The following is a 23,611-nucleotide window of genomic DNA, read 5'->3' on the forward strand; positions in this document are numbered from 1 at the left end:
TTCTGTTATTCCTGGGCGATGACCCGTTTCGTTGTGCTTCTCAGCGGAGACCTGACGGCAACCAGGCGTCTGAGGTCCCAGATTCAAAATGCGCGTATCATCGCGGCCGATGGCGGCATGGCGCATGCCGACACGCTCGGCCTGACACCCGAATTATGGGTCGGCGACTTCGATTCGACTTCCGAAAGTCTGGCCGAACTCCATAAGGACGTCGCGCGCCATGAATTTCCCGCCGACAAAGACAAGTCCGACGGCGAGATCGCGGTGGACGAGGCGCTCAAGCTGGGCGCCCGCGAGATCGTCATGGTGGGCGGCCTCGGCGGCCAGGCCGACCACGCGGCCTCGCATCTGGGTCTGATCCTGAAACTGGGACGCAGGCGAGTCCATGCCTTCCTCACCAGCGGCGCGGAGGAGGCCTATCCCGTCCTCAACGGCACCCATCATTTCGACCTGCCGCCCGGCAGCCGCTTCAGCGTCGTTCCCTTCACCGATCTGGCCGGCCTCGATCTCGAAGGGGTGAAATGGCCGCTGACCAACCGCTCCGTGCCTTTGGGCTCGAGCCTCACCGTGTCGAATGTCGCGCTGGGGCCGGTGACCGTGCGGCTGAACCAGGGCTACGCGGTGGCCCTCGCTTATCCCGAGAGTGCTGCGTGACCAGACTGACACTGACCGAAATTGGCCGCCATGGCGAGGCCATCGGCGAAAAGGAAGGCCGTCCGGTCTATGTGCCCTATGCGCTGCCGGGCGAAGTCGTGGAGGCAGAGATCGCAGGGACCCACGCGCAATTGCGCGAGATAGTCGTCCCCAGTCCCGAGCGCATCGCCGCCTTCTGCCCGCATTTCACGCAATGCGGCGGTTGCCAGATCCAGCATTGGCAATCCGACGCCTATCGCCTGTGGAAGCGCGGCCTTATCGTCACCGCGCTCAAGCATCAGGGCATCGCGGTCGAAGTCGAGCCGCTGATCGACGCGCAAGGCGAGGGACGGCGGCGCGCCACCTTGCATGTGAATAAAACCGCGGCGGGCGTGATCGCCGGCTTCAATGCCGCGCGCAGCCATGACATCCATCCGATCGATTTTTGCCCCATTCTCGTGCCGGCGCTGGCTTCGGCGCCCGAGATCGCGCGGCATATCGGCGCGCTCCTCGGCGACTGCGATGTCGCCTTCACCGCGAGCGAGACCGGCATCGATGTCGATGTGACCACGAAGAAGAAGGCGACGCCGTCCTTGGCGGCGCTCGTCGAGGCTGCGAAACTGGCGAGGCTTTCGCGCAACCGCGAGCCTTTGGTGACGCGCATCGCGCCCGAGATCACCGCCGGCACTGCGCGGATACGTCTGCCGGCAGGCACGTTCCTGCAGGCGACGCGCGCCGGCGAGGCGGCCTTGGCGATGCTGGTCATCGAGAACATCGGCAAGGCGAAGGCCGTCGCTGATCTCTTCTGCGGCGTCGGCGTCTTCGCTTTGCGCCTGGCCGGCAAGGCCAGGATATTCGCCGCTGACAGCGACCGCGGCGCCATCGCCGCTTTGGACGAGGCCACTCGTAAGGCGTCTGGCCTCAAGCCGGTCGAGGCGAAAGCGCGCGATCTCTTCCGCGAACCTCTGGTTTCACACGAGCTCAAAGCTTTCGACGCGGTAATCTTTGACCCGCCGCGCGCCGGCGCCGAGGCGCAGGCGCGGCAGCTGGCAAAGTCGACGGTGAAGACCGTCGTCGCCGTCTCCTGCGATCCGGCGAGCTTCGCCCGCGATGCGCGCATCCTGATCGAAGGCGGCTATCGTCTGACGCGCGTGACGCCAGTCGATCAATTCGCCTTCACGGCGCATGTCGAGACGGTAGCGCTCTTCCGGCGCTGATTTTCAGAAACCCCTCATGTTGGGGTGCCAAATGAAAAGGCCGCCCATGAGACGGCCTTCCGAAACTCAAAGTTGAGCCAAGCTCAGTCCTTCGCACGCTCCACATAGGAGCCGTCCTCGGTCGCGATCACAACGCGGGTGCCGGTGGCGATATGGGGCGGCACTGCGGTGCGTACGCCGTTCGACAGGACCGCCGGCTTGAAGGAGGAGGCCGCCGTCTGGTTCTTGATGACGGGCTCGGTCTCGACGATCTCGAGCGTGACACGCTGCGGCAGCTCGATCGTGATCGGCACGCCGTTGAACAGCGCGATCATGCATTCCATGTTTTCCTGGAGATACGCCGCACCGTCGCCGATGAGGTCGGCCGGCAGGTGGATCTGCTCGAAGCTCTCCGGATTCATGAACACATATTGGTCGCCGTCCTGATAGAGATAGTTGAACGGCAGGGTCTCGACGAAGGCCCGCTCCATCTGGTCTGTGGTCTTGTAGCGCACCACGGTTTTGACGCCGTCCGAGATGCGGCGCATATCGATCGAGGTGGTGGGAGTGCCCTTGCCAGGGTGGAAGCTCTCGGCTTTCAGGACGACATAGAGCTTCCCGTCCTCATGCTCGATGACATTGCCTTTACGCACGGCGCTTGCGATGATCTTGGCCACGAAATCTCTCTATAAATAAAGCTATTGATGGATTTTGTCGGGCGGGTATTAGCAGCCGCCATGCCAGAAGCCAAGCCCTGCCGGAGTTCCCCCTTTTGACCCCCCAACCCGCCCTGGTGGCGCGCCGATATCCATGCCGACCGTCGGCCTTTCCTGATGGTTCGGGGCCGGATCCTGGGCCGGATACGCGCCTGGTTCGCCGAGCAGGGCTTTATCGAGGTCGATTGCGGGGCGCTGCAGGTCTCGCCTGGCAATGAGGCCCATCTGCACGCCTTCACGGCCTCGCTCATCAATCCGGACGGCTCGAGCGAGGTCCGCTACCTCCATACCTCGCCCGAATTTGCCTGCAAGAAGCTCCTCGCCGCCGGCGAAAAGCGCATCTTCAGCATGGTCCATTGCTTCCGGAACCGCGAGCGCACGCCGCTCCATGCGCCCGAATTCACCATGCTCGAATGGTACCGGGCGGGCGAGCCCTATGAGCGCATCATCGCCGACACGGTCGAGATGCTGAGACTAGCGGCATTGGAGACGGGCAATCAGCTCACCTGGCGCGGCAAGGCTGCGGACGCCTTGCAGGAGGCCGAATATCTAAGCGTGGCGGATGCTTTCGCGCGTTATGCCGGCATCGACCTGCTTGCCACTCTCAGTGCCGGGGGAGCCGATGCCGCAGCACTTGGCGCCCAGGCGCGTTCGCAGGGCGTCAGCTTCGCCGCCGCCGATTCCTGGTCCGACATCTTCAGCCGCATTCTGGTCGAGCGCGTCGAGCCACATCTGGGGCAGGGGCGCCCGACCGTGCTTTTCGAATATCCGGCCGTCGAGGCGGCCCTGGCGCGGGTCAGCCCGCGCGATCCGCGCATCGCCGAGCGCTTCGAACTTTATGCGGCGGGCGTGGAACTCGCCAATGGTTTCGGTGAACTGACCGATCCGGTCGAGCAGCGCCGCCGCTTCGAGGCCGACATGGCGCTGAAGCAGAAGCTCTATGGCGAGCGTTATCCGATCGACGAAAGTTTCCTTGAAGCCTTGCGGCATATGCCGGAAGCTTCCGGCGTGGCGCTGGGCCTCGACCGGCTGGTTTTGCTGGCGACCGGCGCCACCCGTATCGATCAGGTAATCTGGACGCCTTTCAGCTAGGAGATTTGCGATGCGCCTCATCGGCTATGTGCTGCTTCTCATTCTCTCCGTGAATGGCGCCGCATGGGCCGGGGGCACCGAGGAGGATCTCTATCGTGGCCGGACACTGGTGACCGGCATGCGCGAGGAGACCCGCATCCCCGGCTTCGCCACCTGCCTGCTCGATGTCCTGGCCAAGCTTTCGGGCGATGCGCGACTGCTGAGCGATCCGCTTGCCCTTGAGATCGCCGACAAGGCCGCCGATATGGTCACGGCCTTCACCTACAAGGACCGCCTCGAAGGCATTCCGATCCATGACGAGCAGGGCTCGCGCGACCGGCCCTACGATCTCACCGTGACCTTCGATCCGGCCAAGGTCGATGCCGCTTTGCTCACACTGGACCGCAAGCCCTGGCTCACCGAGCGGCCACGCCTCGGTCTCTTCCTGGCGGTTACCAACGGATCCACCGTCTATATGCTGGCGCGCGACGGAGTCCACGGCCGCGACCAGCGGGAGTCGCTCAGCGGCGCTTCCTGGCAGATCGGCTTGCCGGTGCTCCTGCCGAGCGAGGATGAATTGTCCCGCAACGGCTTGACCATCCGCAGCCTTCCCACCGCGCCGCCAGCGAGGCTCGAAGCCGTGGCACGGGGCATGGGCGCCGATCTGGCGCTCGAGGGCAGCCTTATCTGGAGCAAGGGAAGGCTCGGCTGGGAGGCCAGATGGCGGCTCTTCGATGACCGGGGCGTTCAGATCTGGGAGATCAAGGACGTCAATTTCGACGACGCCTTTCGCGACGCGCTGCGGGGCTCGGCGTTGATTTTGTCCGGCGGCGGCAGGCCGCAGTGACTTGCTCCATCACTCCGTCATCCCGGCGAAAAGCCGGGGCGACGAAGTGAGAAAAGACTCTGGCTTATTACCGCACCCCGGTCAGCACCTGGCGGATCGATTTTGCCATCTTGTCGACGATCTCGCCGAGTTCGTCCGGGCTCGCATTATAGGGCGGTGCCACGATAACGCAGTCGCCGGCGACGCCGTCGACATTGCCGCCGACGGGGTAGCAAATGAGTCCGTTTTCAAGGGCTTGCTGGCGAATGCGCAAGTAGAGCTTGAGCTCGGCCGGGAACGGCGCCTTGGTCTTGCGGTCCCTCACCAGCTCGAGCGCCTGGAAGAATCCGCGGCCGCGGATGTCGCCCACCGCCTCTATGTCGGAGGTCGCGTCGCGCATCATAGTGGCGAGCTTCGGCCCCCATTCCATGACCCGCTCGACAAGCTTCTCGCGGGTGACGATCTTCTGGACGGCGACGCCGGCGGCGCAGCAGGCGGTGTGGCCGGTGAAGGTGTGACCGGTCTGCGGCCCGCCATGGACGGGCGCGAAGGCGTCCGCAAGTTTGGTCGAATAGACGGCGGCGCCGAGCGGCAGATAGCCGGCGGCGAGGCCCTTGGCGACCGACATAATGTCGGGCTCGACCCCGTCATGGGCGAGCGCCCGCCACGGGCCGCAGCGCCCGGCCCCCGACATGACCTCATCCGCGATGAGCAGGATGCCATGCCGGTCGCAGATCTCGCGCACCCTTTTGGCATAGCCCGGAGGTGCCGGCACGCATCCGCCGGCCGCGCCGACCACCGGCTCGAAGATGAAGGCCGCGACATTCTCAGGTCCGACACGCAGGATCTCGTCCTCGAGCTCCTTGGCGCAGGCCTCCGCCGTGGTTTCGGCTGTGGCGCCCAAGGGCGGACGATAGACATTGGCGGGGGAGAGCAGCGAGGCGGGCACGAGCGCCCCTTCGAAGGCGGCGCGCCGCTCGAGGAAGCCCGAGACCGACAGCGCGCCGATCGTATTGCCGTGCCAGGAGCGCTCACGCGCGATGAAACGCCGCCGGCTCATTTCGCCCCTGGCCGCGTGATATTGCAGAGCGAGCTTGAGGCAGCTCTCGACCGCTTCCGAGCCGCCGGTCACGAACACCATGTGCTTGAGGCTGCCGCCGCATTTCTGCGCGACGATCTCGGTCAGTTCCTCGAGCGCGTCGGTGGTGAAGTTGTAGCGATAGCCATGGGCGATGCGCGACAGCTGGTCGGCGATGGCCGCATTCACCTCTTCATTGCCATGGCCGATGCAATAGACCGCCGGCCCGCTCGATCCATCTATGTAAGTCCGGCCGTCGGCGGCATGGATATAGGAGCCCTTGGCCCATTTAGCCTTGGGCAAGTTGGCCCCGGCCGTGGTGATGCTCTGAGGGAGAGGCTGCTTGGTCATGCGGATTCCTGATCTGGCGGGACAAGCGAAGCTCAGCTAGTAGCAGATGCCGTAACGGACAGGCAAATCATGATCACCGTCTTCGACGACATACAACGTCTGCACAATCCGCCGAGCTTCATCGTGGCCGGAAAAGCTCAGCCCATCCCAGAGAGGCCCGAGCGCATCGACATACTGCTCGAAGGGGTGAAAAGCTCAGGCGGCGTGGTCGTTGCGCCGAAATCCGTCGGCAATGAGACGTTGTCGCTCGTCCATGATACACGCTATCTCGCTTTCATGGACGGCCTGTGGCAGCGCTGGCATCGCCAGCCGAATGCGGCGGAATATCCCGCCCCCAATATCCATGCGCTCGGCCGGCCCAGCCTGGCGCCCGTCGGCTATCCGGACTCGGTCGTCGGGCAATGCGGCTACCATCTGGGCGATGGCTCATGTCCCTTCATGGACAAGACTTGGGACGCGGCGAAGGCGAGTGCGGCAAGCGCCGTCCATGCGGCGCGCCTGATCCGCGACGGCGAGCGTTTCGTCTATGCGCTGTGTCGGCCGCCCGGCCATCATGCGGCGTCCGATGTCGCGGCAGGCTTCTGCTATATCAACAATTCGGCGCTCGCCGCCGAAGTCCTGAACCGGGCCGGCCGGCGTGTTGCCATCCTCGACATTGACGTCCATCATGGCAATGGCACCGAGGCGATCTTCTACGACCGCGCCGATGTCCTCACCGTATCGATCCATGCCGATCCGAGGCGCTTCTATCCTTTCTTCTGGGGCTATGCGGAAGAGACCGGGAGAGGCGAGGGGGAGGGCTTCAACCTCAACCTGCCGCTGCCGCGCGGCACACGGATCGATGCCTATCGCACCGCACTTGCCCAGGCCCTGCGGCGCGTTGGTGAGTTCGGCCCGGAGATTCTGGTCGTGGCGGCGGGACTCGATATCTCCATCGATGATCCCTTCCAGGGCTTCGCCATCGAGACCAAGGACTTCGCTGTCATCGGCCGCGATATCGCCGATCTGAAGCTGCCGCTCTTGGTGGTGCAGGAGGGCGGCTATCCCTCGCCAAGCCTCGGCGCCAATCTCGCTTCATTGCTGGAGGGCTTGCGGGCATGACCTTGATGATCCGGCCAATGCGCGCCGAGGATGCGCCGGGCGTCGTAGCGATGGTCCATGGCCTGGCGCGCGACACGGCGCCGGACGTCACGCCGAAGCTGACGGCTGAGAGTCTCGTGGACAATGACGATCTCATCCAGGTCACCGTCGCCGAGGATGCAAGCGGCATTCTCGGCGCCTGCCTGACGCTGCTGACCTTCTCGACCTGGCGCGGCCTCAAGGGCCTCTATGTCGTCGATCTGTTCATCGATGGCAAAGCGCGCAACCGCGGCATCGGCCTGAAGCTTCTGCGCGAGGCAGCGCGCCGCGGCCGTGCCAGGGGCGCCCGCTTCATCAAGCTGGAAGTCCTTACCACCAATGATGGCGCCGCCCGCTTCTATGAGCGGCTCGGCTTCGCGCGCCATGACGAGGATCGTCTGTTCGTTCTTGAGGACGAGCAGGTGACGGCGTTTCTGGAGGAGCGGGAATAATTCCTCGCCCCGCCAGTCAAGGGCAAGGGCACTGTTCGAACCCTGAAAAGTGCGAAGCGGTTTTCCGAAAAGATCATGCGCAAACAAGAAGATAAAGCGTGATGGCGACTCGTCCTAAAGCCATCACGCATTAATAGTCAGTTCGATGGTGTTGGCGAAGCGCTGCAGATAGGCCGACGTCGATGAATTGTCATCGTTGGTGTTGACGATCTCGGTCGCGACTGTCGGGCCGAAGGTGATGGTTCTGGTTGAGGCGGCCTTGGACGTCACGCACTGCGCATAAGCCGGATCGGCCCTTGGTGCCGCCGATCGAGATAACCGTACGAAGCGTCCGAAAACTCTTGTTGCGTTGCAACGACCTTCCCCCTGCCAACATCTTGAAAGCAAAAGACGCGGGTCGGGCGTCGAATGAGGCCAGGAGATCTGAATGGGTGAGGGTTGGGAGCAGCGCGACCTTCACCGACCTGTTGCGGATGGGCACCAGTTCGTTTCAAAGAAGCTATTTTTCTTAGTTACGTAGGATTACTCGCTTGAGTGAAATCAATTCTTCTCTAAGATTGAAGAGGGGGATTCGAGACTAGGCTGATTCAGCAAGGCGTCAGCAGAGTTGCAACATGGAGTTGCACCGGGCCTGCGGCGCTTGCCGATGGAGTGCGGTTCTTACAGGGGCGGGGAATAGTCTGAATATGGTCCGGGGGCTCAAGGCTGCGTGGAACATCTGCGCGCTGTTTCAAGCTTGTTGCCGTAGAAATACAGGGGTCTGGCGGGGGCTCGAGCGCCTGTTCGTAATCCTCGGTGCCTTGTCTCTACCGTCGGCGGTAAGCAGGTCGAACAACCGCAACCGGATCGGCGGGCGCGCAGAGCCGCGATCCTCGAAGCGGTCTCTCCTCGCCGCGCTAGCGGAGCGGCTTCCCGATCTCGCTTCGCTGTCCAACAACGTCCGGCGCAAGGCGCCCGCCCTGGTGCTCGCGCTGCCGGCGATCCTGATCCTTCTCTCGCCGATCGCTGCCAGGGCCGCCGATGGCGACGGCTGCAACTATTTCAGGAACAATCCCGCCTTCTACGACAACGCAAACTACAACGTCAGCAGCACCGGCCCAGCCACCATCATCAATCAGGCGCCGTTCGGACCGCAGACCGGCATCGTCAACTTCGCGGCGGGAACCGTAGTCTATTACGAATATACGGTTTCCAATTCTGCAGTGAATGCCAGGCTGAACCGCGCGCCTCTTGCTGGCGTCGCCACCGTCTTCGTCGATACGAGCACCAGCAGCAGCGGCTCCATTACCTTGCCGGTGGACACGCGTTCCATGGCGGCTTCGGGCTATGTGCCGGTCAGCGGCTCCGGCACGGTGACCTGGACGATCTATTGTGGCGTCCGCGCGGCCCAGGTCATCGCTTCGACCACGGGCACGGTGGGCGCGGCTATGAGCTTCACGCCGGTCACAGCCTCTTTCGGCCGCGGAACGTACAGCTATGCGCTGAGCGGCGGCACGCTGCCCGCCGGCCTTTCGTTCAACACCGGCACCGGGGCCATCACCGGCACGCCGACCGCTGCGCTCGCCGCCACCACCTTCACCGTCACCGTGACGCACCAGGGAACGGGTTCCGCGTCCCAGACTTTCCAGCTTGCGGTCAATGCGTCAGCGCCGACGATCGTTGCAGCCTTCAGCCCGACCTCCATCGTCAGAGGCGGGTCCTCGACCCTGACCGTGACGATCAGCAATCCGAATGCCGGGATGCAGCTGACCGGCGTAGCGGTGTCGGCATCGGCGCTGCCCGCCGGCCTCACCGGATCGAACCCGATGACGACCTGCACCAGCGGCGCCGTCACACTGGCCGGCGACACGCTGAGCCTGTCCGGCGCGACGCTGAATGCGAGCACTTCGTGCACGGTGTCGATCACCGCCTCGTCCGCCACGCCGGGCAATTACAGCTATACGAGCGGCACGGTCTCGGCCTCCGGCCCAGCCCCCGTGTCGGGTAGCACAGCAACGACGCCGACCCCGCTCACCGTCACAGCGCCCGCGCCAACGGTGACGTCCGTGGCGCCGACATCCGGCCCAACCGCCGGCGGGACAACCGTCATCGTCAGGGGCACCGATTTTACCGGCACGACGGGTCCGGGCGGCGTGCGCTTCGGCGGAACCAATGCGACGAGCTACACGGTCGACGGCGATACGCAGATCACGGCAGTTGCGCCGGCTGGTGGCGCAGGCGTGGTCGATGTCACTGTCACCGCGCCGGGCGGCACCAGCACAACGAGCGCCGCCGACCAGTTCACCTATGTCGCGGCACCGGTCGCCAGTTCGTTCACCGCTTCGGCGCTCGCTTATGATGTCAGCGGCACGAACTTCAGCATCGCTGCCCATGCGACGAACAGCCCGACCAGCTATGCGGTGGGCTCGGCGACCACAGCCCAGGGCGGTTTGGTATCGGTCGATGCGGCCGGCCTCGTCACCTACAGCGCGCCGGTCGGCTTCCGTGGCAATGACAGCTTCACTTTCACCGCGACCAATCTGGGCGGCACCTCCAGCCCGGCGACGGTCACCGTGCCGATCAGCAACCCGGTGCTGGTGTCCGTCTTCCCTGTCGGCGGCGGCCAGCGCGGCATTGCGCTTTCGGGCGTGCAGATCAACACCACCGGCGGCAGGTCGCCGCACAGCTGCGCGACCACGCTGAACACGGGCGCTCTGCCTGCCGGCACGCAGCTCAACAGTGATTGCACGATCACCGGCACGCCGGCGGCAAGCGGCACCTTTACCTTCACCGCCAGTGTGACCGACAGCTCGCTCGGCACCGGCCCCTTCACCCAGGCAACTGGTCCGCTTGTGCTGACCATCTCCGCGCCGACGATCACGCTGTCGCCGGCTGCAGGCGCGCTGCCCGGTGGCTCGGTCGGCACCGCCTATTCGCAGAGCTTCACGGCGGGGGGCGGCACCTCCTCCTACAACTATGCGCAGACGTTGGGGGACTTGCCAACGGGCCTCACCCTGACCGGCGGCACGCTGTCGGGAACGCCGACCGCAACCGGTACCTTCAATTTCGATATCACGGCAACCGACAGTTCGAGCGCGGGCAGCGGCGGGCCGTACACCAGGGTGCAGTCCTACAGCATCACCATGGTCCAGGGCGGCCAGACGATCAGCTTCGGCGCGCTGCCCAATGCCTCGCTTTCGGCCTCGCCACTGACCTTGTCGGCAACGGCGTCGTCGGGCCTGGCGGTCGGCTTCTCCTCGACGACCACGAGCATCTGCACGGTCTCGGGCGTCACGCTCACCCTGCTCCAGACAGGCACCTGCTCGATCACCGCCAGCCAGGCGGGCGACACTGACTGGAATGCGGCGAGCGACGTCGTGCAGAGCTTCACCGTGACCCCGGCCAATCTGGTGCTCAGCACGGGCGGCGTGTCGGGCAACCAGGTGGGCGCCAGTTACAGCCAGTCCAACACGGCCTCGGGCGGCATCGCGCCTTATGCATATGCGCTTGACGCCGGGGCTTTCGTGCCGGGCACCAGCCTCGATCAGGACACCGGCCTGGTGTCGGGCACGCCGATCATTGCCGGCACCTTCAGCTACCTTGTCAGGGTGACCGACAGCCAAGGCACGCCCGTCACCGCCATCGGCTCGATCACCACGACGACGATCGCCAAGGGCGACCAGACGGCCAGCTTCACGTCGACCGCGCCCAGCGGCGCGGCCGTGGGCGGTGCCGCCTACACCGTGACCGCGACGGCGACGTCCGGGCTTGGGGTGGTCTTCTCGCTCGACGGCGCCAGCACCGGCTGCGCATTGTCGGGCAACTCGGTCACCTTCACCAGCACCGGCACCTGCCAGATCAACGGCAACCAGCCGGGCGATACGAACTGGAACGCGGCGCCGCAGGTCCAGCAGAGCTTCACGGTCGGGCCGGCCGCGGCAATCACCGCGTCGGTCACCTTTGCGCCGGCCACTATGGGCGCTGGCGAGACCGGGGTGGTCACGATCACCTTCACCAACACCAATGCGTCCAACAGCCCGGCTTTCAACGCGCTGCTCACCTCTCCGTCGCTCACCGAGCGGGTGGCCGGCGACCCGGGTGGCACCTGCTCGCTCGGCTCGGCCTCGGTCCCGACCGCGACGACCGTCCAGTTCGGCGACATCGTCGTGGCGCCGGGCAGCTGCACCATCACGCTCAGTTATACCGGCGCCACCGCCGGCTCGACCTCGGGCTTCACCCTCGGCGCCTTCACCCCGGGTGGCTACCCGACCACATCCGCGACCGCCGGCAACGCCTTCGCGGTGGTGCCGACGGTGACCGGCGTGTCGCCGCCTTCGGGACCCGTCAGCCAGGTGGTGACGGTCTCCGGCACCGGCTTCAGCACGACGCCGGGCAACAATATCGTGATGTTCGGCACCGTGGCCGGCAACGTGACCGCGGCGAGCGCGACCTCGCTCACCGTCACCGCGCCTGCCACCGGATCGGGTCCGGCGACCGTTACGGTCACCGCCAACGGCCAGACCAGCACCGGCTCCGCGACCTTCACTTTCATCGACAAGCCGGTCGCGGCGGACAGGCCCGGCGTGGTCGTCGCCTTCAACAGCCCCGGCACGGCGATCGACCTGTCGGGCTCCATCTCCGGTGGCCCGCACAGCAGCATCGCGATCGGCACGGCTGCGGCCCACGGCACGACGTCGATCGCCGGCGATGTCGTGACCTACACCCCGGCCACCGGCTATGCCGGGCCTGACAGCTTCACCTATACGGCGACCGGTGCCGGAGGCACGTCCAACCCCGGCACCGTCTCGATCCAGGTGAGCGTTGCGGTTCCGACTGCGGAGCCGCTCACGATCAACGCGCTGTCCGGTCGCATGGTCACCGTCGATCTCACGGGCGGCGCGGCCGGAGGACCGTTCACCGGCGGCGCGATCGTGTCGATCACCCCGGCCGATACCGCCGACGTGCAACTCATCGAGGGCGGGACGGCGGCGAACCGCACCTACAGCCTGCAATTCACCTCCCGCACCAAAACGGAGCAGGCGGTGACCGTGCTCTACACCCTGAGCAATGCCGGCCGCACGTCGGCGCCGCTCACTTTGACCTTCCAGGTCGGCGCGCGGACCGATCCGTCGGACGACCCCGAAGTGCGCGGGCTCGAGGCTGCCGAGACGGGCGCTGCCCGCCGTGCGGCCGAGACGCAGATCCGCAATTTCGGCCGCCGCATGGAGCAGTTGCACGACGGTCGCTGTACGCAGGGCATGGGCGCGAGCCTCAGCCTTGGCGTCCCGATGTCGGACAACGCGGCGCCGCAGCAGCAGGTCGATGACGACCCGACCCAGCCTGAGCGTATCGGCTCCGCCGGCGGAACGGCGAGCGACAGCACGCCCGCAATGGCCGGCGCGGACAGTCAGGACCCGGCCGTCAACTGTGACCTGCGCGATCCGGGCAATATCGAGCTGTGGACCAACGGCACCGTGACGATCGGCAGCCGCGATGCGACCAGCGGTGTGGATCGGTTCGACTTCTCGACCTCCGGCCTTACCGCTGGCGCGGACATCGTCCTGGCCCCCGGCGTCACCTTCGGCGTCGGCGTCGGCGTCGGCCGTGACCAGACCGATGTCGGCGACAATGGGTCGGAGGTCCAGGCAAGCTCCTGGGCCGTCGGCGCCTATGGCAGCTTCCGGCCCGTCGAGGACGCGTTCATCGACGTCTTGGCCGGCGTCGGCGGGATCGACTTCGATCTCACGCGCTACGTGACCGACACCGGCGGCTTCGCCACGGCGCAGCGCGATACCGACCTGCTGTTCGGATCGGTCCGCGCCGGCATCGACCGCAATGACGGGCCCCTGCGCTGGTCGCTGTTCGGCGGGATCGAGGCGTCGCGTACCAACTTCGACTCCTATGTCGAGGACGGGCCAGAGAGCTACTCCCTCACCTATGACGAGCGGGAGATGGATTCGATCAACGGCCTCCTGGGCGGACGCTTCGAATACAGCTTCCTGTCGGGCCACACCGTCCTGACCCCGCGCGGCCGGTTCGAATATCGCTATGCTTTCGAACAGGCCGAGGGGCAGCGCGTGCGGTTCAGCGACTGGCTGACCGGGCCGTCTTACCTGATCGATGCCGACGGCTGGTCGCGCAGCGAGGTGACGGTGGAGGTCGGCATCGGTGCCGCGCTCCCGATGGGCTGGCAGATGGGAGGCGATGTCACCGGCGACCTGTCGGGTAACAGCCGGTCAATGGGGCTGCGGCTGGAAATCTCGCGGGACTTCTGAGCTCCGCGAGTTTGACGGCAAGGTACGGGATGCGCGGTTCGACGGGGGGCGAGGGTTGTTGCTCACGCCGTCTGCCGGGCTGCTTCTTCCGCAGGCACAGGAATCATCCGCCCGCTGGCCACGATGACACCCTGTGCGTCCTGAAGCGCACCCGCTTCGAGCTCGAGGCCGAGGAAGCGGTCGAGGTCCACCGGGCCCGGCAGGCTCAGTTCCTCGACACCGTCGCGCGTGAAACCGAAGCGGCTGTAGTAGGGCGCATCGCCGACGAGCAGCACCGCTCTGTGGCCGAGTTTTCTTGCTTGCGCCAGAGCATGGCGCATCAACTGGCTGCCAATGCCGCGCTTCTGATAGGCGCAGTCGACGGCGAGCGGGCCGAGCAGCAGCGCCGGGCCGGCCGAACCAGCGGTGATATCCCACAGGCGCAGTGTGCCGACGAGGCGGCCCCGACGGTTGCGTGCCGCAAAGGCGAGTCCTTCCGATGGCAGGCGGTTCTCGCGCAGCCGTTCAGATGTCTTGCGCCGGCGCGCCGCTTTGCCGAAGGCGCGGTCGAGCAGGGCTTCGCGGACCGAAAAATCGGCCGCGACTTCGGGCGTGATGGTGACCATTGTGGCCTCCATTGCGCCTCCGGGCCGCCCTGAGCTCAAAGCTCAAGGCGGGCACCTCGGGTCAAATAAGGGGAATGGGTTAGATGATGTAGGTCTGCAACGGCGGGAAGCCGTTGAAGGCGACCGTCGAATAGGTCGTCGTATAGGCGCCCGTATTGTCGATCAGCACCTCGTCACCGACCGTGAGCGAAAGCGGCAGATCATAGGGCGTCTTCTCATAGAGCACGTCGGCGCTGTCGCAGGTCGGCCCGGCGATGACGCACGGACCCGTCAGGTCATCGTCGCGCGCCGAGAGGATCGGATAGCGGATCGCTTCCTCCATCGTCTCGGCGAGGCCGCCGAACTTGCCGATGTCGAGATAGACCCAGCGGGCCTTGTCATCGGCATGCTTCTTCGACACCAGCACGACTTCGGCTTTGATCACGCCGGCATTGCCGACCATGCCGCGGCCCGGCTCGATGATCGTTTCCGGGATGGCATTGCCGAAATGCTTGGCGAGCGACTGCTCGATGCCCTGGGCATAGGCAGGCACGCCCGGAACCTGCTTGAGGTAGCGGGTCGGGAAGCCGCCGCCGAGATTGACCATCGACAGCGTGATGCCGCGATCGGCGAGCGCGCGGAAGATTTCGGCCGACTGCGCCAAGGCCGAATCCCAGCCGTCGGTCTTCGTCTGCTGCGAGCCGACATGGAAGGAGACGCCATAGGCATGGAGACCGAGCTTGTGCGCGCGATCGAGCACGTCGATCGCCATCTCGGCGTCGCAGCCGAATTTGCGCGACAAGGGCCAGTCGGCGCCGTCGCCATCGGTCAGGATGCGGCAGAAGACGCGCGCGCCGGGGGCGGCGCGCGCCACCTTCTCGACTTCCTCGACGGAATCGACGGCATAGAGCGACACGCCGAGCTGATGGGCGCGCGCGACATCGCGCTCCTTCTTGATGGTGTTGCCGAAGGAGATGCGGTCGGGCGTGGCGCCGGCGGCGAGCGCCATCTCGATCTCAGGGACCGACGCCGTGTCGAAGCACGAGCCGAGGCTCGCCAGGAGCGAGAGCACTTCCGGCGCCGGATTGGCCTTCACCGCATAGAAGATGCGGGTGGCCGGCATCGCGCGCGCGAAGCGGAGATAATTGTCCTGGATGACCTCGAGATCGACGACGAGGCAGGGGCCTTCCGGTCGTCGGTCGGTGAGGAAGTCGATCATGCGTTGCGTAGCCATAGGCGTAACTCCCGTCAGGGCGCAGTGGATGGCCGTCGAGATGGCAAGGCGCGCGCCCCGCGATGGAGACGGGACGGGCCGGCCACCTTTCGGGCCGTCGAGTGCGATGATTGTCCGGGCGCAAAAGCGCCTCGCATTCACCGCGGTTTGTCTGCCTTGGATTGGAGGGAGTCCCCATCCGCACTTTTGGCAAGGAAAGTGGTGCCTCTTCAGTAACGCCGACTGTTGGACCAGCCAGACACGAGACCAAAAAAGCCCGCACCGTCGTTGCTTCAAGGCGTCCGCGGTCTTCGACCGCATACGGATCATGTCCGTATGTACCATCCCGGAGACCTTCTTGAGGATCCGGGGGACGCCCACAGGCACGTGCGACTTTGGGCAACTCGGGATATGATGGATTCTCCCGTCGCATTCAAGAAAAATATTGCACCGCACCCCAGAAAATTGCGTGGGCCTTCAAGGGCTTCTTTATGGAATCTTAATTTCCGCAGCCGCCGGGGCGCAAATAGCCGCCGATGGCGCCGAGGTGCTTTGCCAACTGCTCGAGATCCTTCTCCGACAGATCGGGCGCCACATGCTCGGCGATCGCGTCGCGATAGGCCGGCCAGATCCGCTTCTGCATGGCGCGACCCTCTGACGTTGCCTGGATCATCTGGCCGCGCCCGTCGCCCGGGCAGGCGACGCGCTCGATGAGGCCGGCCGCTTCCATCCGGTCGAGGAGGCGGGACAGATTATACTGGGCGACGAGAAGTTCCTTCTCGAGTTCCACCGGCCTGAGCTTGCGCCCGCCCTCGCGCGAAAGCTCGAGCAGCACATCATACCAGGCGATAGGGGGCAGGCCCTTGGCCTTCACCGCGGCCTCGACTTTGCGCACGACACTGTCCTGGGCGCGGATGAGCCGCACCCAGACATGGAGAACCTTGTCGATTCGCTTTTCGTCGGCCATGACCAAATATTCATGATTCATGCAGTTGCATCAAGCTTGACAATATAGATGCACCTGCATTAAAGTCAATGTACTTGCATGAAACTAAGTCGTGAAGGAGGCTCCCATGAAGCTCTATTACTCACCCGGCGCTTGCTCGCTCGCTCCCCACATCGTCGCATCCGAAGCGGGCGTCCCGCTCGAGCTCGAGAAGGTCGATCTTTCGACCCACACGCTCGCCGACGGCTCCAATTATTATGATGTCAATCCGCGCGGCTATGTGCCGGCCGTCCGGATCAAGGACGGAGAGCCGGTGCTGACGGAAGCCAATGTGGTGGTGCAGTTTATCGCCGACCAGAAGCCGGAATCGGGCTTGATGCCGAAGGCGGGCACGCCTGAGCGCTACCGCGCCCAGCAGTGGCTGGCCTTCATCGCGACGGAGCTGCACAAGAATTTCTCCTGGCTCTGGCAGAAGGACACCTCCGACGAGACGAAGGCCGCCGTCAAGGCGAAGCTCGAAAAGCGCTTCGCCGAACTCGACGCCCATCTCAAGAGCAACGATTATCTGCTCGGCAAGAATTTCTCCGCCGCCGACGCTTATGCCTTCACCATCATCAACTGGGTGAATTTCCTCGGCATGAATTTGAAGAGCTTCCCGAGCCTCCAGGCCTATATGGACCGTGTCGCGGCGCGCCCGAAGGTGCAGGAGACGCTCAAGTCCGAAGGCCTCCTCGCGGCGTAAGCCGAGCTCTTCATCCTTCCCCCTTGCGGGGAAGGTGGCTCACCCGGCTTCGGCCGGGTGAGTCGGATGGGGGTCGGGTAGTGAATGCAATTATTGATTTGTCGATTCACCACCCGACCCCCACCCTGGCCCTTCGGGCCATCCCTCCCCGCAAAGGGGAGGGAAAGAAGCATTTCACGGAATTTAAAGTGAGGTTGCAATGAAGAAGCTAACCCTCATCAGCCATGTGCTCTGCCCCTATGTGCAGCGGGCGGTGATCGCGCTGAAGGAGAAGGGTGTCGATTTCGAGCGTATCGATATCGATCTCGCAAGGAAGCCGGACTGGTTTCTTGCGATCTCTCCGCTCGGCAAGGTGCCGGTGCTGAAGGTCGGTGACGACGTGATCTTCGAATCCGCGGTGATCGCCGAGTTCCTGGAGGACACCATTGAGCCGGCTTTGCATCCGGCCGATCCGGTACGCCGCGCCGAGCACCGCGCCTGGATCGAGGTGGCGTCCGCCACCCTGGCTGATATCTGGGAGTTCTACACGGCGACGACGGAAGAGGCCTTTGAGCGCAAGCGCCGCGATCTCGTCCAGCGTTTTGAGCGCATCGAGGCGCGGCTCGGCGACGGGCCGTGGTTCGACGGCGAGCGCTTCTCGCTGGCCGACGCCGCCTTCGCGCCCGCTCTGCGCTATTTCGAGGTCTTCGACACGGTTGCCGATTTCGGCATCCTCGCCGACAAGCCCAAGGTCGCGCGCTGGCGCAAGGCCCTGGCCGATCGGCCTTCGGTCGCCACCGCCGTGGCCCCGGACTATGGCAGGAAGCTGCGTGATTTCATCGTCGCCCGCAAGTCGCATATGGCGGGCCTTCTGCTTCAGACCGCCTGATCCAAACAAAACGGCCGCCATGCAAATGGCGGCCGTTCCCCAATTCGTCATGGCCGCCCTTGAGGCGGCCATCCAGGTGTTGAGCTTACTTGATATAAGCTCGCACCGCCGCGCCGATCACATTGAGAATGATGTGTCCGGCAGTGATCGAGGTGATCTCGTTCACGTCGCGCGAGGGCGTGATCTCGACCAGGTCCATGCCGACCAGGCGGCCCTTGCGGGTCAGACCCTTGATGAGGTCGATCGTCTCGGCATAGGTGACGCCGCCCGGCTGCGGGCCGTTCACCGCCGGCATGACCGAGGGATCGAGCCCGTCGGCGTCGATCGAGAGATAATAACGTCCGCCATCCGGAATCTGCGCGAGAATGGCGTCCATGCCGCGCTTGTGCAGCTCGTAGACGGTGATGATATTGGCGCCATATTTGCGCGCCGCCTCGACTTCCTCCGTGCGGGCACTGCCCTGGCCGCGGATGCCGATCTGGAAGATCTTGTCGACATGCTTCATCTCGGAAGCGCGCCGGATCGTGCTGGAATAACCTTCACGCGCGCCATTCACCTCGTCGCGCCAGTCAAGATGGGCGTCGAGATGGACGAGGGTGATCGGGCCTTCGCCGTCAAGCGCCCGGAAAATCGGGATCGGAATGCCGTGGTCGCCGCCGATCGAGATCGGCATGGCGCCCGCCTTCAGGATCTTGCGGATGGCTTCCTCGGCGAGCTTGTAGTGCTTGCCGAGATCGCGCGGGTCGCCCGGCACGTCACCCACATCCACCACCTTGATGTCCTTGCCGTCGAAGACGGGCCCGCCGATGTCGAAGTCCCAGCGCTCGAGACCGAGGCTGATGCGGGACGAGGCACGGCGCACCGCGGTCGGCGCATTGGTCTGGTCGTTGATCGTCTCGTCCATCGCATAGGGATCGCCATAGGGCATGCCGATGATGGCGAAATGCGCGTCGAGCTTGTCGAGATCCGCGGCATACGGGAAGTTCATGAAGGTCGTGTAGACGCCCCGCGGCGGAACGGTCGGTCGTGACATGGTTTTCTCCTGTTATTGTTGACGGGCGAGTTGCGGGTCGGGTGTCCTCGTGAGCCCGCGATAGGGCTGCAGATATTTCTCGAGCTGGCCGGCGAGCGCGGCGAGCGCGGCGGTGAGGCCCCAATACAGAAGGGCGAGGATGGCGAAGACCTCGGCCGGCGCATAGGTGCGCCCGATCACATCCTGCGCCATGTAGGTGAGCTCGCCGACCGTGATGATCGACAGTGCCGCCGATTCCTTGATCAGCGTGATGGTGAGATTGGTGCTGGCCGGCATCACATAGCCGACGATCTGCGGGAACAGCACTTTCCAGAAAGTCTGCGCATAGGTGAGGCCAAGGGCCCGCGCGGCCTCCGCCTGACCGGGCGGGATCGAGACGATGCCGCCGCGCACGATCTCGGAGAAATAGGCGGCCGCGTAAGAGGAGAGAGCGATGACGCCGGCGGTCATCGGTGACAGCCTGATGCCGGCGAAGGGCAGCGCGAAGAAGAGCAGGAAGACCTGCACCAGGAAGGGGATATTGCGGATGAGCTCGATATAGGCCAGCGCCACGCCGTTGAGGACGCGCCCGCCTCTGAGCCGGATGAGCGCCAGAAGTGCCCCCAGTGCAAAGCCGATCGGCAGCGAGATGAAGCAGATCAGGATGGTCTTGCCGAGTCCGATCGCGAAATACTGCCAGTTATCGAAGATGACATTGATGTCGAAGCTCATCGCCGCTGCACCTGCATGCGCTTCTCGAGAACACGGGTCAGCGAGCTCAGCGCGAAGAGAATGACGAAATAGAACGCGGCCGCCATCAGGAAGGCTTCGACCGGCCGGTAGGTGACGTTCATGATGTTCTGCGCCGTGCGCGTCAGGTCGACGACGGTGATCACCGAAAGCAGCGTCGAGGCCTTCACCAGGAGCGTGAATTCGTTGACGAGCGGCGGCAGGACGATACGGAAGACCTGCGGTAGGATGATCTTGGGCCAGGTGACGAAGCGTGGCAGGCCCAGCGCATCGGCCGCCTCATATTGGCCATGCGGGATCTGCGACAGGCCGGCACGGAAGATTTCCGAGGCGAAGGCGCCACTGTTGAGGCTGAGGGCCAGGACGCCCGCGGTGAAGGGGGCGAGGTCGATGCCGGTGAGGCCCGGCAGCGCGTAATAGACGAGGAATATCTGGACGAGCAGCGGCGTGCCGCGCACGAAGCTGATATAGAGATGCGCCAGGAAGCGCAGCGGCCGCCATTTGGCGTCGCGCATGAAGAACAGGGCAAGCCCCACCGCCAGGCCGAACAGCGCGCCCAACAGCGACACGAACAGCGTCACGCCGGCTCCCCACAGGAACTGGTCGAATTGCGCCAGGGTTTTGCTGAAATTGAGCATGGTCAGGGCAGGATGAGTCCGGACCTCGCGGCCCGGACTCTGAAGGACAGTTGAAGTTGTTTAGAAAGCGCCGGCCGGCAGATAGCCATCCTTCGGCGTCTTCATCTCGAAGCCGAACCACTTCATCTGCAGTTCCTTGAGCTTGCCGCTGTCATTGAGCTCGTCAATCTTGGCATTGATGAAGTCGCGCAGATCGATATCCTCGGGGCGCGTCAGCCAGCACAGATAGTCGGATTGGCCGATCTGGGTCGCGACCTTGTAGGTGTCGGGCACGTTCTTCATGAGCACGGCGGCCGACGGCGAGGCGATGGCGATCGCATCGACCTGGCCCGAGGCGAGCGCCATATGAACCTCGGGGAAGGCGGTGAAGAGTTTGATCTCGGCATAGCCGGCGCCACCCTTGGCCTTGAGCTCGGCATTATGCGCTTCGAGGATCGGCTGCACCGAGGAGGCGAGCTGGCTCGCTACCACGAGGCCGTTGAGGTCGTCGAGGGTCTTCACCCGGTCGTCGTCATGGCGCACCACGATAACCGTCTGATAGGAGCCGGTCGGGCGCGTATAGGCGTATTTCTTGATGCGCTCCTCGTTGATGCCGTTGGAGGTGGCGACGAAATCGAACTTCTTGGCGAGAAGACCCGGAAGGATGCCTTGATAGGGCAGGTTGAGCTGCTCCATCGGCACACCGAGGCCTTCGACGACATAAGCGAGAATGTCCATGTTGTAGCCGACGATTTTGCCGTCGAGGACGAATTCGAAGGGCTCGAAGGCCGCTTCGGTGGCGACCACCACCTTGCCACGCTTCTTGATCTCTTCGAGAAGACCCGCCGCCTTGGCGCCGCCGATATTGGCGGCGAGCAATGCCGCGGCGCCGCCGATCGCGAAACCGCGACGGGTGATGTTGAAAGTGGACATGCTTGTACTCCCTGTTTTCTCTTATTGAGACTTGGCTTCGGCGCGCGCGACGGCGGTCAACCGCCCGTGATGCTTGTAGACGCGGCCGATGAAGTAGCTTTCGGTGTTCTTGATTCCTTCGACGGGCCTGAGCTCGTCCATCAGGAACTTGAACAGATGATCCGTCGAAGGGACCCTGATCTCCGCAATGAGATGATAGGGACCGGTCATCACATAGACGCTTTCGACAAAGTTATAGGTCGCCAGGCGCTGCGCCACCTCGTCAACCTGCAGTCTTTCGATGGTGAAGCCGACGATCGCCGTGATCCCCGAGCCGCGCATCGGATCGCTCACGAGCTGCACATGGATCGACTCATCGCTCAGAAGATTCTGAAGCTTCCGCCGCACCGTCGCCTCGGCCACGCCGATCTCGTTCGCGAGCTGCACCGTGGACATCCGGCCGTCGACGCGCAGGCGATCGGCGATGGCGCGCTCGGTGTCGTCGAAATCCTCTAATGTGACGGAAAGCATCAAAATTTTCGACAGAAGTGGACGATTACGATAATTTTATGACGATTTATCAGCGGAAACCGAAGATGTCTAGTGCTTCCTTTAGGGAGCTGTGGACGTCCGCGGGCAATGATATCCTCGAATAGCGTAGCGGCAGGGAGCAGGCGGCATGAGCTATCGCATCATCTGGGCGTATGAGGTTGCGGAAACCAATCGCGCCGACTTCGAGGCCGCCTACGGGCCTTCCGGACCCTGGGCCAGGCTGTTTGGCAAGGCGAAGGGTTTTCTCGTGGTCGAGCTGTTCCGGAGCGCCGACCGCGACAGCCGGTATTTCACTATCGATCGATGGGACTCAAAGGAAGCGTTCGAGACTTTTCGGCGCGACTTCGCGGCCGAGTATGAAGCGATGGACAGGAGCTTCGACGGACTGACGACAAGTGAGACCCGGATCGCCGCGATCGCCGAAGTCCGCTGACGCGCGTCTCTTGATGACGCAAGGGGTTGATTGACAGCCAGGCAGCTCTCACGGCACCGTTGGTCAACTGAATCGGAAAGAAGACTATGAAAGTTGACGGAAAGCCCTATCGGACCATCTGGCTCAATGCGGACGGCTGGTCGGTCGAGATCATCGACCAGACGAAGTTCCCGCACCGTTTCGAGACCGTGACCTTGCGCTCGATGGCTGATGCCGCTCATGCCATCAAGGACATGCTGGTGCGTGGCGCACCCTTGATCGGCGCCACCGCCGCCTATGGCATGGCGCTGCAGGCGCGCATCGATCCTTCCGACGAGGCGCTGACCGAGGCCTATGCGCGCCTCCATGAAACGCGCCCCACCGCCATCAATCTCAAATGGGCGCTCGATGAGATGATGGCCGCGCTGCGCAACTTCCCGCCGGCCGAGCGGGCGAAACGCGCTTACGCCCGCGCCGCCGAGATCTGCGAGGAGGATGTCGCGATCAACCAGGCGATCGGCCGCCATGGTCTCCAGCTCATCAAGAAGATCGCGGCGAAGAAGAAGCCTGGCGAACCGGTCAATGTGCTCACCCATTGCAATGCCGGCTGGCTCGCCACCGTCGACTGGGGCACCGCCACAGCACCCATCTACATGGCGCATGACGGCGGCATCCCGATCCATGTCTGGGTGGACGAGACGCGCCCGCGCAACCAGGGTGCCTCATTGACCGCCTGGGAGCTCGGCCATCACGGCGTGAAGCATACGGTGATACCCGACAATACCGGCGGCCATCTCATGCAGCACGGCCTGGTCGATCTCTGCATCGTCGGCACCGACCGCACCACCGCCTCGGGCGATGTCTGCAACAAGATCGGCACCTATCTGAAAGCGCTCGCCGCCCACGACAACAATGTGCCCTTCTATGTGGCGCTGCCGTCGCCGACCATCGACTTCACCATCGATGACGGGCTAAAGCAGATCCCGATCGAGCAGCGCTCGGGCGACGAGGTGACGAAGCTCACCGGCGTCACCAGAGACGGGCGCATCGAGACGGTGGACATCGTGGCGCCGGGATCGCCCGTCGCCAACTACGCCTTCGACGTGACGCCGGCGAAATATGTGTCCGGCCTCATCACCGAGCGCGGCGTGGTGAAAGCCGACAAGGCCGCCATCGCCAAGGCGTTCCCGGAACGAGTCGGAGAGCAATCGATTCCCTAGTGAAGCACCCTAGAGCGAACGGCTAGACCACGGCGGTACCAAGCTTTTCGGTCATCCCGGCGAAAGCCGCTATCGGATTCACACATC

22 protein-coding genes are annotated in these 23,611 nt (G+C 64.3%); 11 read left to right on the forward strand and 11 right to left on the reverse strand.

Translation table 11 applies throughout. The features are described 5' to 3' along the window. Nucleotides 1–18: 18 nt before the first annotated feature. Nucleotides 19–654 carry a thiamine diphosphokinase gene (locus G5V57_RS23005; RefSeq protein ID WP_165169864.1) on the forward strand — a complete coding sequence of 212 codons (636 nt, stop codon included), beginning with the start codon at nucleotides 19–21 and terminating at the stop codon, nucleotides 652–654. Next, complete coding sequence (locus tag G5V57_RS23010; protein WP_206530350.1) at nucleotides 651–1,850, forward strand: class I SAM-dependent RNA methyltransferase; 1,200 nt, start codon at nucleotides 651–653, stop codon at nucleotides 1,848–1,850. The genes G5V57_RS23005 and G5V57_RS23010 overlap by 4 nt, the downstream gene beginning before the upstream one ends. An 83-nt stretch (nucleotides 1,851–1,933) precedes the next feature. Here G5V57_RS23010 and efp read toward each other — a convergent pair whose 3' ends face one another. After that, the gene (gene efp / locus G5V57_RS23015; RefSeq protein WP_246737333.1) at nucleotides 1,934–2,506 is read right to left on the reverse strand and encodes an elongation factor P; all 573 of its coding nucleotides are present in this window, start codon (nucleotides 2,504–2,506) and stop codon (nucleotides 1,934–1,936) included. A gap of 156 nt (nucleotides 2,507–2,662) precedes the next feature. Between efp and epmA the strand changes: the two genes are divergently transcribed. Next, nucleotides 2,663–3,637, forward strand: a complete 975-nt coding sequence (gene epmA, locus G5V57_RS23020) for an EF-P lysine aminoacylase EpmA (protein ID WP_165169866.1) — start codon at nucleotides 2,663–2,665, stop codon at nucleotides 3,635–3,637. Nucleotides 3,638–3,647: 10 nt separating this feature from the next. Next, nucleotides 3,648–4,463, forward strand: a complete 816-nt coding sequence (locus G5V57_RS23025; RefSeq protein WP_165169867.1) for a DUF2066 domain-containing protein — start codon at nucleotides 3,648–3,650, stop codon at nucleotides 4,461–4,463. Between the two features lie 67 nt (nucleotides 4,464–4,530). Here the strand turns inward: G5V57_RS23025 and G5V57_RS23030 are convergent, their stop codons facing one another. Beyond that, entirely contained in the window at nucleotides 4,531–5,871 is a 1,341-nt protein-coding gene (locus G5V57_RS23030) for an aspartate aminotransferase family protein (protein WP_165169868.1), read from the reverse strand. A 69-nt stretch (nucleotides 5,872–5,940) separates the two neighbouring features. Between G5V57_RS23030 and G5V57_RS23035 the strand changes: the two genes are divergently transcribed. Together G5V57_RS23035 and G5V57_RS23040 are read left to right on the forward strand one after the other, a co-directional pair. Next, complete coding sequence (locus tag G5V57_RS23035) at nucleotides 5,941–6,972, forward strand: histone deacetylase family protein (RefSeq protein ID WP_165169869.1); 1,032 nt, start codon at nucleotides 5,941–5,943, stop codon at nucleotides 6,970–6,972. After that, entirely contained in the window at nucleotides 6,969–7,442 is a 474-nt protein-coding gene (locus G5V57_RS23040; protein ID WP_165169870.1) for a GNAT family N-acetyltransferase, read from the forward strand. Before G5V57_RS23035 ends, G5V57_RS23040 begins: the two co-directional genes overlap by 4 nt. Nucleotides 7,443–7,565: 123 nt before the next feature. Here G5V57_RS23040 and G5V57_RS23045 read toward each other — a convergent pair whose 3' ends face one another. Further along, on the reverse strand, nucleotides 7,566–7,712 hold the full coding sequence (locus G5V57_RS23045) for a hypothetical protein (protein ID WP_165169871.1): 147 nt from the start codon (nucleotides 7,710–7,712) through the stop codon (nucleotides 7,566–7,568). A 530-nt stretch (nucleotides 7,713–8,242) separates the two neighbouring features. Here G5V57_RS23045 and G5V57_RS23050 point away from each other — a divergent pair. Beyond that, nucleotides 8,243–13,696: an autotransporter domain-containing protein gene (locus G5V57_RS23050; RefSeq protein WP_165169872.1), complete on the forward strand. Its 5,454-nt coding sequence runs from the start codon at nucleotides 8,243–8,245 to the stop codon at nucleotides 13,694–13,696. Between the two features lie 62 nt (nucleotides 13,697–13,758). On the opposite strand, the gene G5V57_RS23055 is transcribed toward G5V57_RS23050, so the two are convergent. From G5V57_RS23055 to G5V57_RS23065, 3 genes are all read right to left on the reverse strand, one after another. Next, nucleotides 13,759–14,301: a GNAT family N-acetyltransferase gene (locus G5V57_RS23055; RefSeq protein WP_165169873.1), complete on the reverse strand. Its 543-nt coding sequence runs from the start codon at nucleotides 14,299–14,301 to the stop codon at nucleotides 13,759–13,761. 79 nt (nucleotides 14,302–14,380) lie between these two features. Further along, complete coding sequence (locus G5V57_RS23060) at nucleotides 14,381–15,514, reverse strand: type III PLP-dependent enzyme (protein ID WP_165169874.1); 1,134 nt, start codon at nucleotides 15,512–15,514, stop codon at nucleotides 14,381–14,383. Between the two features lie 478 nt (nucleotides 15,515–15,992). Then, entirely contained in the window at nucleotides 15,993–16,460 is a 468-nt protein-coding gene (locus G5V57_RS23065; RefSeq protein ID WP_165169875.1) for a MarR family winged helix-turn-helix transcriptional regulator, read from the reverse strand. 106 nt (nucleotides 16,461–16,566) lie between these two features. On the opposite strand from G5V57_RS23065, the gene gstA reads away from it, so the two are divergent. After that, nucleotides 16,567–17,181, forward strand: coding sequence for a glutathione transferase GstA (gene gstA, locus G5V57_RS23070; protein ID WP_165169876.1), 615 nt, complete (start codon nucleotides 16,567–16,569; stop codon nucleotides 17,179–17,181). A 199-nt stretch (nucleotides 17,182–17,380) separates the two neighbouring features. Further along, entirely contained in the window at nucleotides 17,381–18,049 is a 669-nt protein-coding gene (locus G5V57_RS23075) for a glutathione S-transferase family protein (RefSeq protein ID WP_165169877.1), read from the forward strand. An 85-nt stretch (nucleotides 18,050–18,134) separates the two neighbouring features. On the opposite strand, the gene G5V57_RS23080 is transcribed toward G5V57_RS23075, so the two are convergent. From G5V57_RS23080 to G5V57_RS23100, 5 genes are read right to left on the reverse strand one after another with little or no spacing between them, the layout of a single operon-like run. Then, the gene (locus tag G5V57_RS23080) at nucleotides 18,135–19,082 is read right to left on the reverse strand and encodes an agmatinase (protein ID WP_165169878.1); all 948 of its coding nucleotides are present in this window, start codon (nucleotides 19,080–19,082) and stop codon (nucleotides 18,135–18,137) included. A gap of 12 nt (nucleotides 19,083–19,094) precedes the next feature. Next, nucleotides 19,095–19,793: an amino acid ABC transporter permease gene (locus G5V57_RS23085; RefSeq protein WP_165169879.1), complete on the reverse strand. Its 699-nt coding sequence runs from the start codon at nucleotides 19,791–19,793 to the stop codon at nucleotides 19,095–19,097. Continuing rightward, nucleotides 19,790–20,449 carry an amino acid ABC transporter permease gene (locus tag G5V57_RS23090; RefSeq protein WP_165169880.1) on the reverse strand — a complete coding sequence of 220 codons (660 nt, stop codon included), beginning with the start codon at nucleotides 20,447–20,449 and terminating at the stop codon, nucleotides 19,790–19,792. Before G5V57_RS23090 ends, G5V57_RS23085 begins: the two co-directional genes overlap by 4 nt. 60 nt (nucleotides 20,450–20,509) lie before the next feature. After that, nucleotides 20,510–21,361, reverse strand: coding sequence for a transporter substrate-binding domain-containing protein (locus tag G5V57_RS23095; protein WP_165169881.1), 852 nt, complete (start codon nucleotides 21,359–21,361; stop codon nucleotides 20,510–20,512). Nucleotides 21,362–21,382: 21 nt separating this feature from the next. Further along, nucleotides 21,383–21,871 (reverse strand): Lrp/AsnC family transcriptional regulator, encoded by a 489-nt coding sequence (locus G5V57_RS23100; RefSeq protein WP_165169882.1) that lies wholly within the window; start codon nucleotides 21,869–21,871, stop codon nucleotides 21,383–21,385. A 148-nt stretch (nucleotides 21,872–22,019) separates the two neighbouring features. Between G5V57_RS23100 and G5V57_RS23105 the strand changes: the two genes are divergently transcribed. Further along, nucleotides 22,020–22,325, forward strand: coding sequence for an antibiotic biosynthesis monooxygenase (locus G5V57_RS23105; protein WP_165169883.1), 306 nt, complete (start codon nucleotides 22,020–22,022; stop codon nucleotides 22,323–22,325). A gap of 86 nt (nucleotides 22,326–22,411) precedes the next feature. Then, entirely contained in the window at nucleotides 22,412–23,524 is a 1,113-nt protein-coding gene (gene mtnA, locus G5V57_RS23110) for an S-methyl-5-thioribose-1-phosphate isomerase (RefSeq protein WP_165169884.1), read from the forward strand. Nucleotides 23,525–23,611: the final 87 nt, after the last annotated feature.

Origin of the sequence: Nordella sp. HKS 07, from assembly GCF_011046735.1 — a bacterium.
Classification (GTDB): Bacteria; Pseudomonadota; Alphaproteobacteria; order Rhizobiales; family Aestuariivirgaceae; genus Taklimakanibacter.

Bases quoted from the DNA above. Each gene is read 5' to 3' on its own strand.
- G5V57_RS23030 (WP_165169868.1), bottom strand. From the start codon at position 5,871: ATGACCAAGCAGCCTCTCCCTCAGAGCATCACCACGGCCGGGGCCAAC.
- G5V57_RS23100 (WP_165169882.1), bottom strand. From the start codon at position 21,871: ATGCTTTCCGTCACATTAGAGGATTTCGACGACACCGAGCGCGCCATC.
- G5V57_RS23035 (WP_165169869.1), top strand. From the start codon at position 5,941: ATGATCACCGTCTTCGACGACATACAACGTCTGCACAATCCGCCGAGC.
- G5V57_RS23055 (WP_165169873.1), bottom strand. From the start codon at position 14,301: ATGGTCACCATCACGCCCGAAGTCGCGGCCGATTTTTCGGTCCGCGAA.
- G5V57_RS23065 (WP_165169875.1), bottom strand. From the start codon at position 16,460: ATGGCCGACGAAAAGCGAATCGACAAGGTTCTCCATGTCTGGGTGCGG.
- gstA (WP_165169876.1), top strand. From the start codon at position 16,567: ATGAAGCTCTATTACTCACCCGGCGCTTGCTCGCTCGCTCCCCACATC.
- G5V57_RS23095 (WP_165169881.1), bottom strand. From the start codon at position 21,361: ATGTCCACTTTCAACATCACCCGTCGCGGTTTCGCGATCGGCGGCGCC.
- G5V57_RS23005 (WP_165169864.1), top strand. From the start codon at position 19: ATGACCCGTTTCGTTGTGCTTCTCAGCGGAGACCTGACGGCAACCAGG.
- G5V57_RS23085 (WP_165169879.1), bottom strand. From the start codon at position 19,793: ATGAGCTTCGACATCAATGTCATCTTCGATAACTGGCAGTATTTCGCG.
- G5V57_RS23025 (WP_165169867.1), top strand. From the start codon at position 3,648: ATGCGCCTCATCGGCTATGTGCTGCTTCTCATTCTCTCCGTGAATGGC.
- G5V57_RS23090 (WP_165169880.1), bottom strand. From the start codon at position 20,449: ATGCTCAATTTCAGCAAAACCCTGGCGCAATTCGACCAGTTCCTGTGG.
- epmA (WP_165169866.1), top strand. From the start codon at position 2,663: ATGGTTCGGGGCCGGATCCTGGGCCGGATACGCGCCTGGTTCGCCGAG.
- G5V57_RS23060 (WP_165169874.1), bottom strand. From the start codon at position 15,514: ATGGCTACGCAACGCATGATCGACTTCCTCACCGACCGACGACCGGAA.
- mtnA (WP_165169884.1), top strand. From the start codon at position 22,412: ATGAAAGTTGACGGAAAGCCCTATCGGACCATCTGGCTCAATGCGGAC.
- G5V57_RS23075 (WP_165169877.1), top strand. From the start codon at position 17,381: ATGAAGAAGCTAACCCTCATCAGCCATGTGCTCTGCCCCTATGTGCAG.
- G5V57_RS23040 (WP_165169870.1), top strand. From the start codon at position 6,969: ATGACCTTGATGATCCGGCCAATGCGCGCCGAGGATGCGCCGGGCGTC.
- G5V57_RS23080 (WP_165169878.1), bottom strand. From the start codon at position 19,082: ATGTCACGACCGACCGTTCCGCCGCGGGGCGTCTACACGACCTTCATG.
- G5V57_RS23105 (WP_165169883.1), top strand. From the start codon at position 22,020: ATGAGCTATCGCATCATCTGGGCGTATGAGGTTGCGGAAACCAATCGC.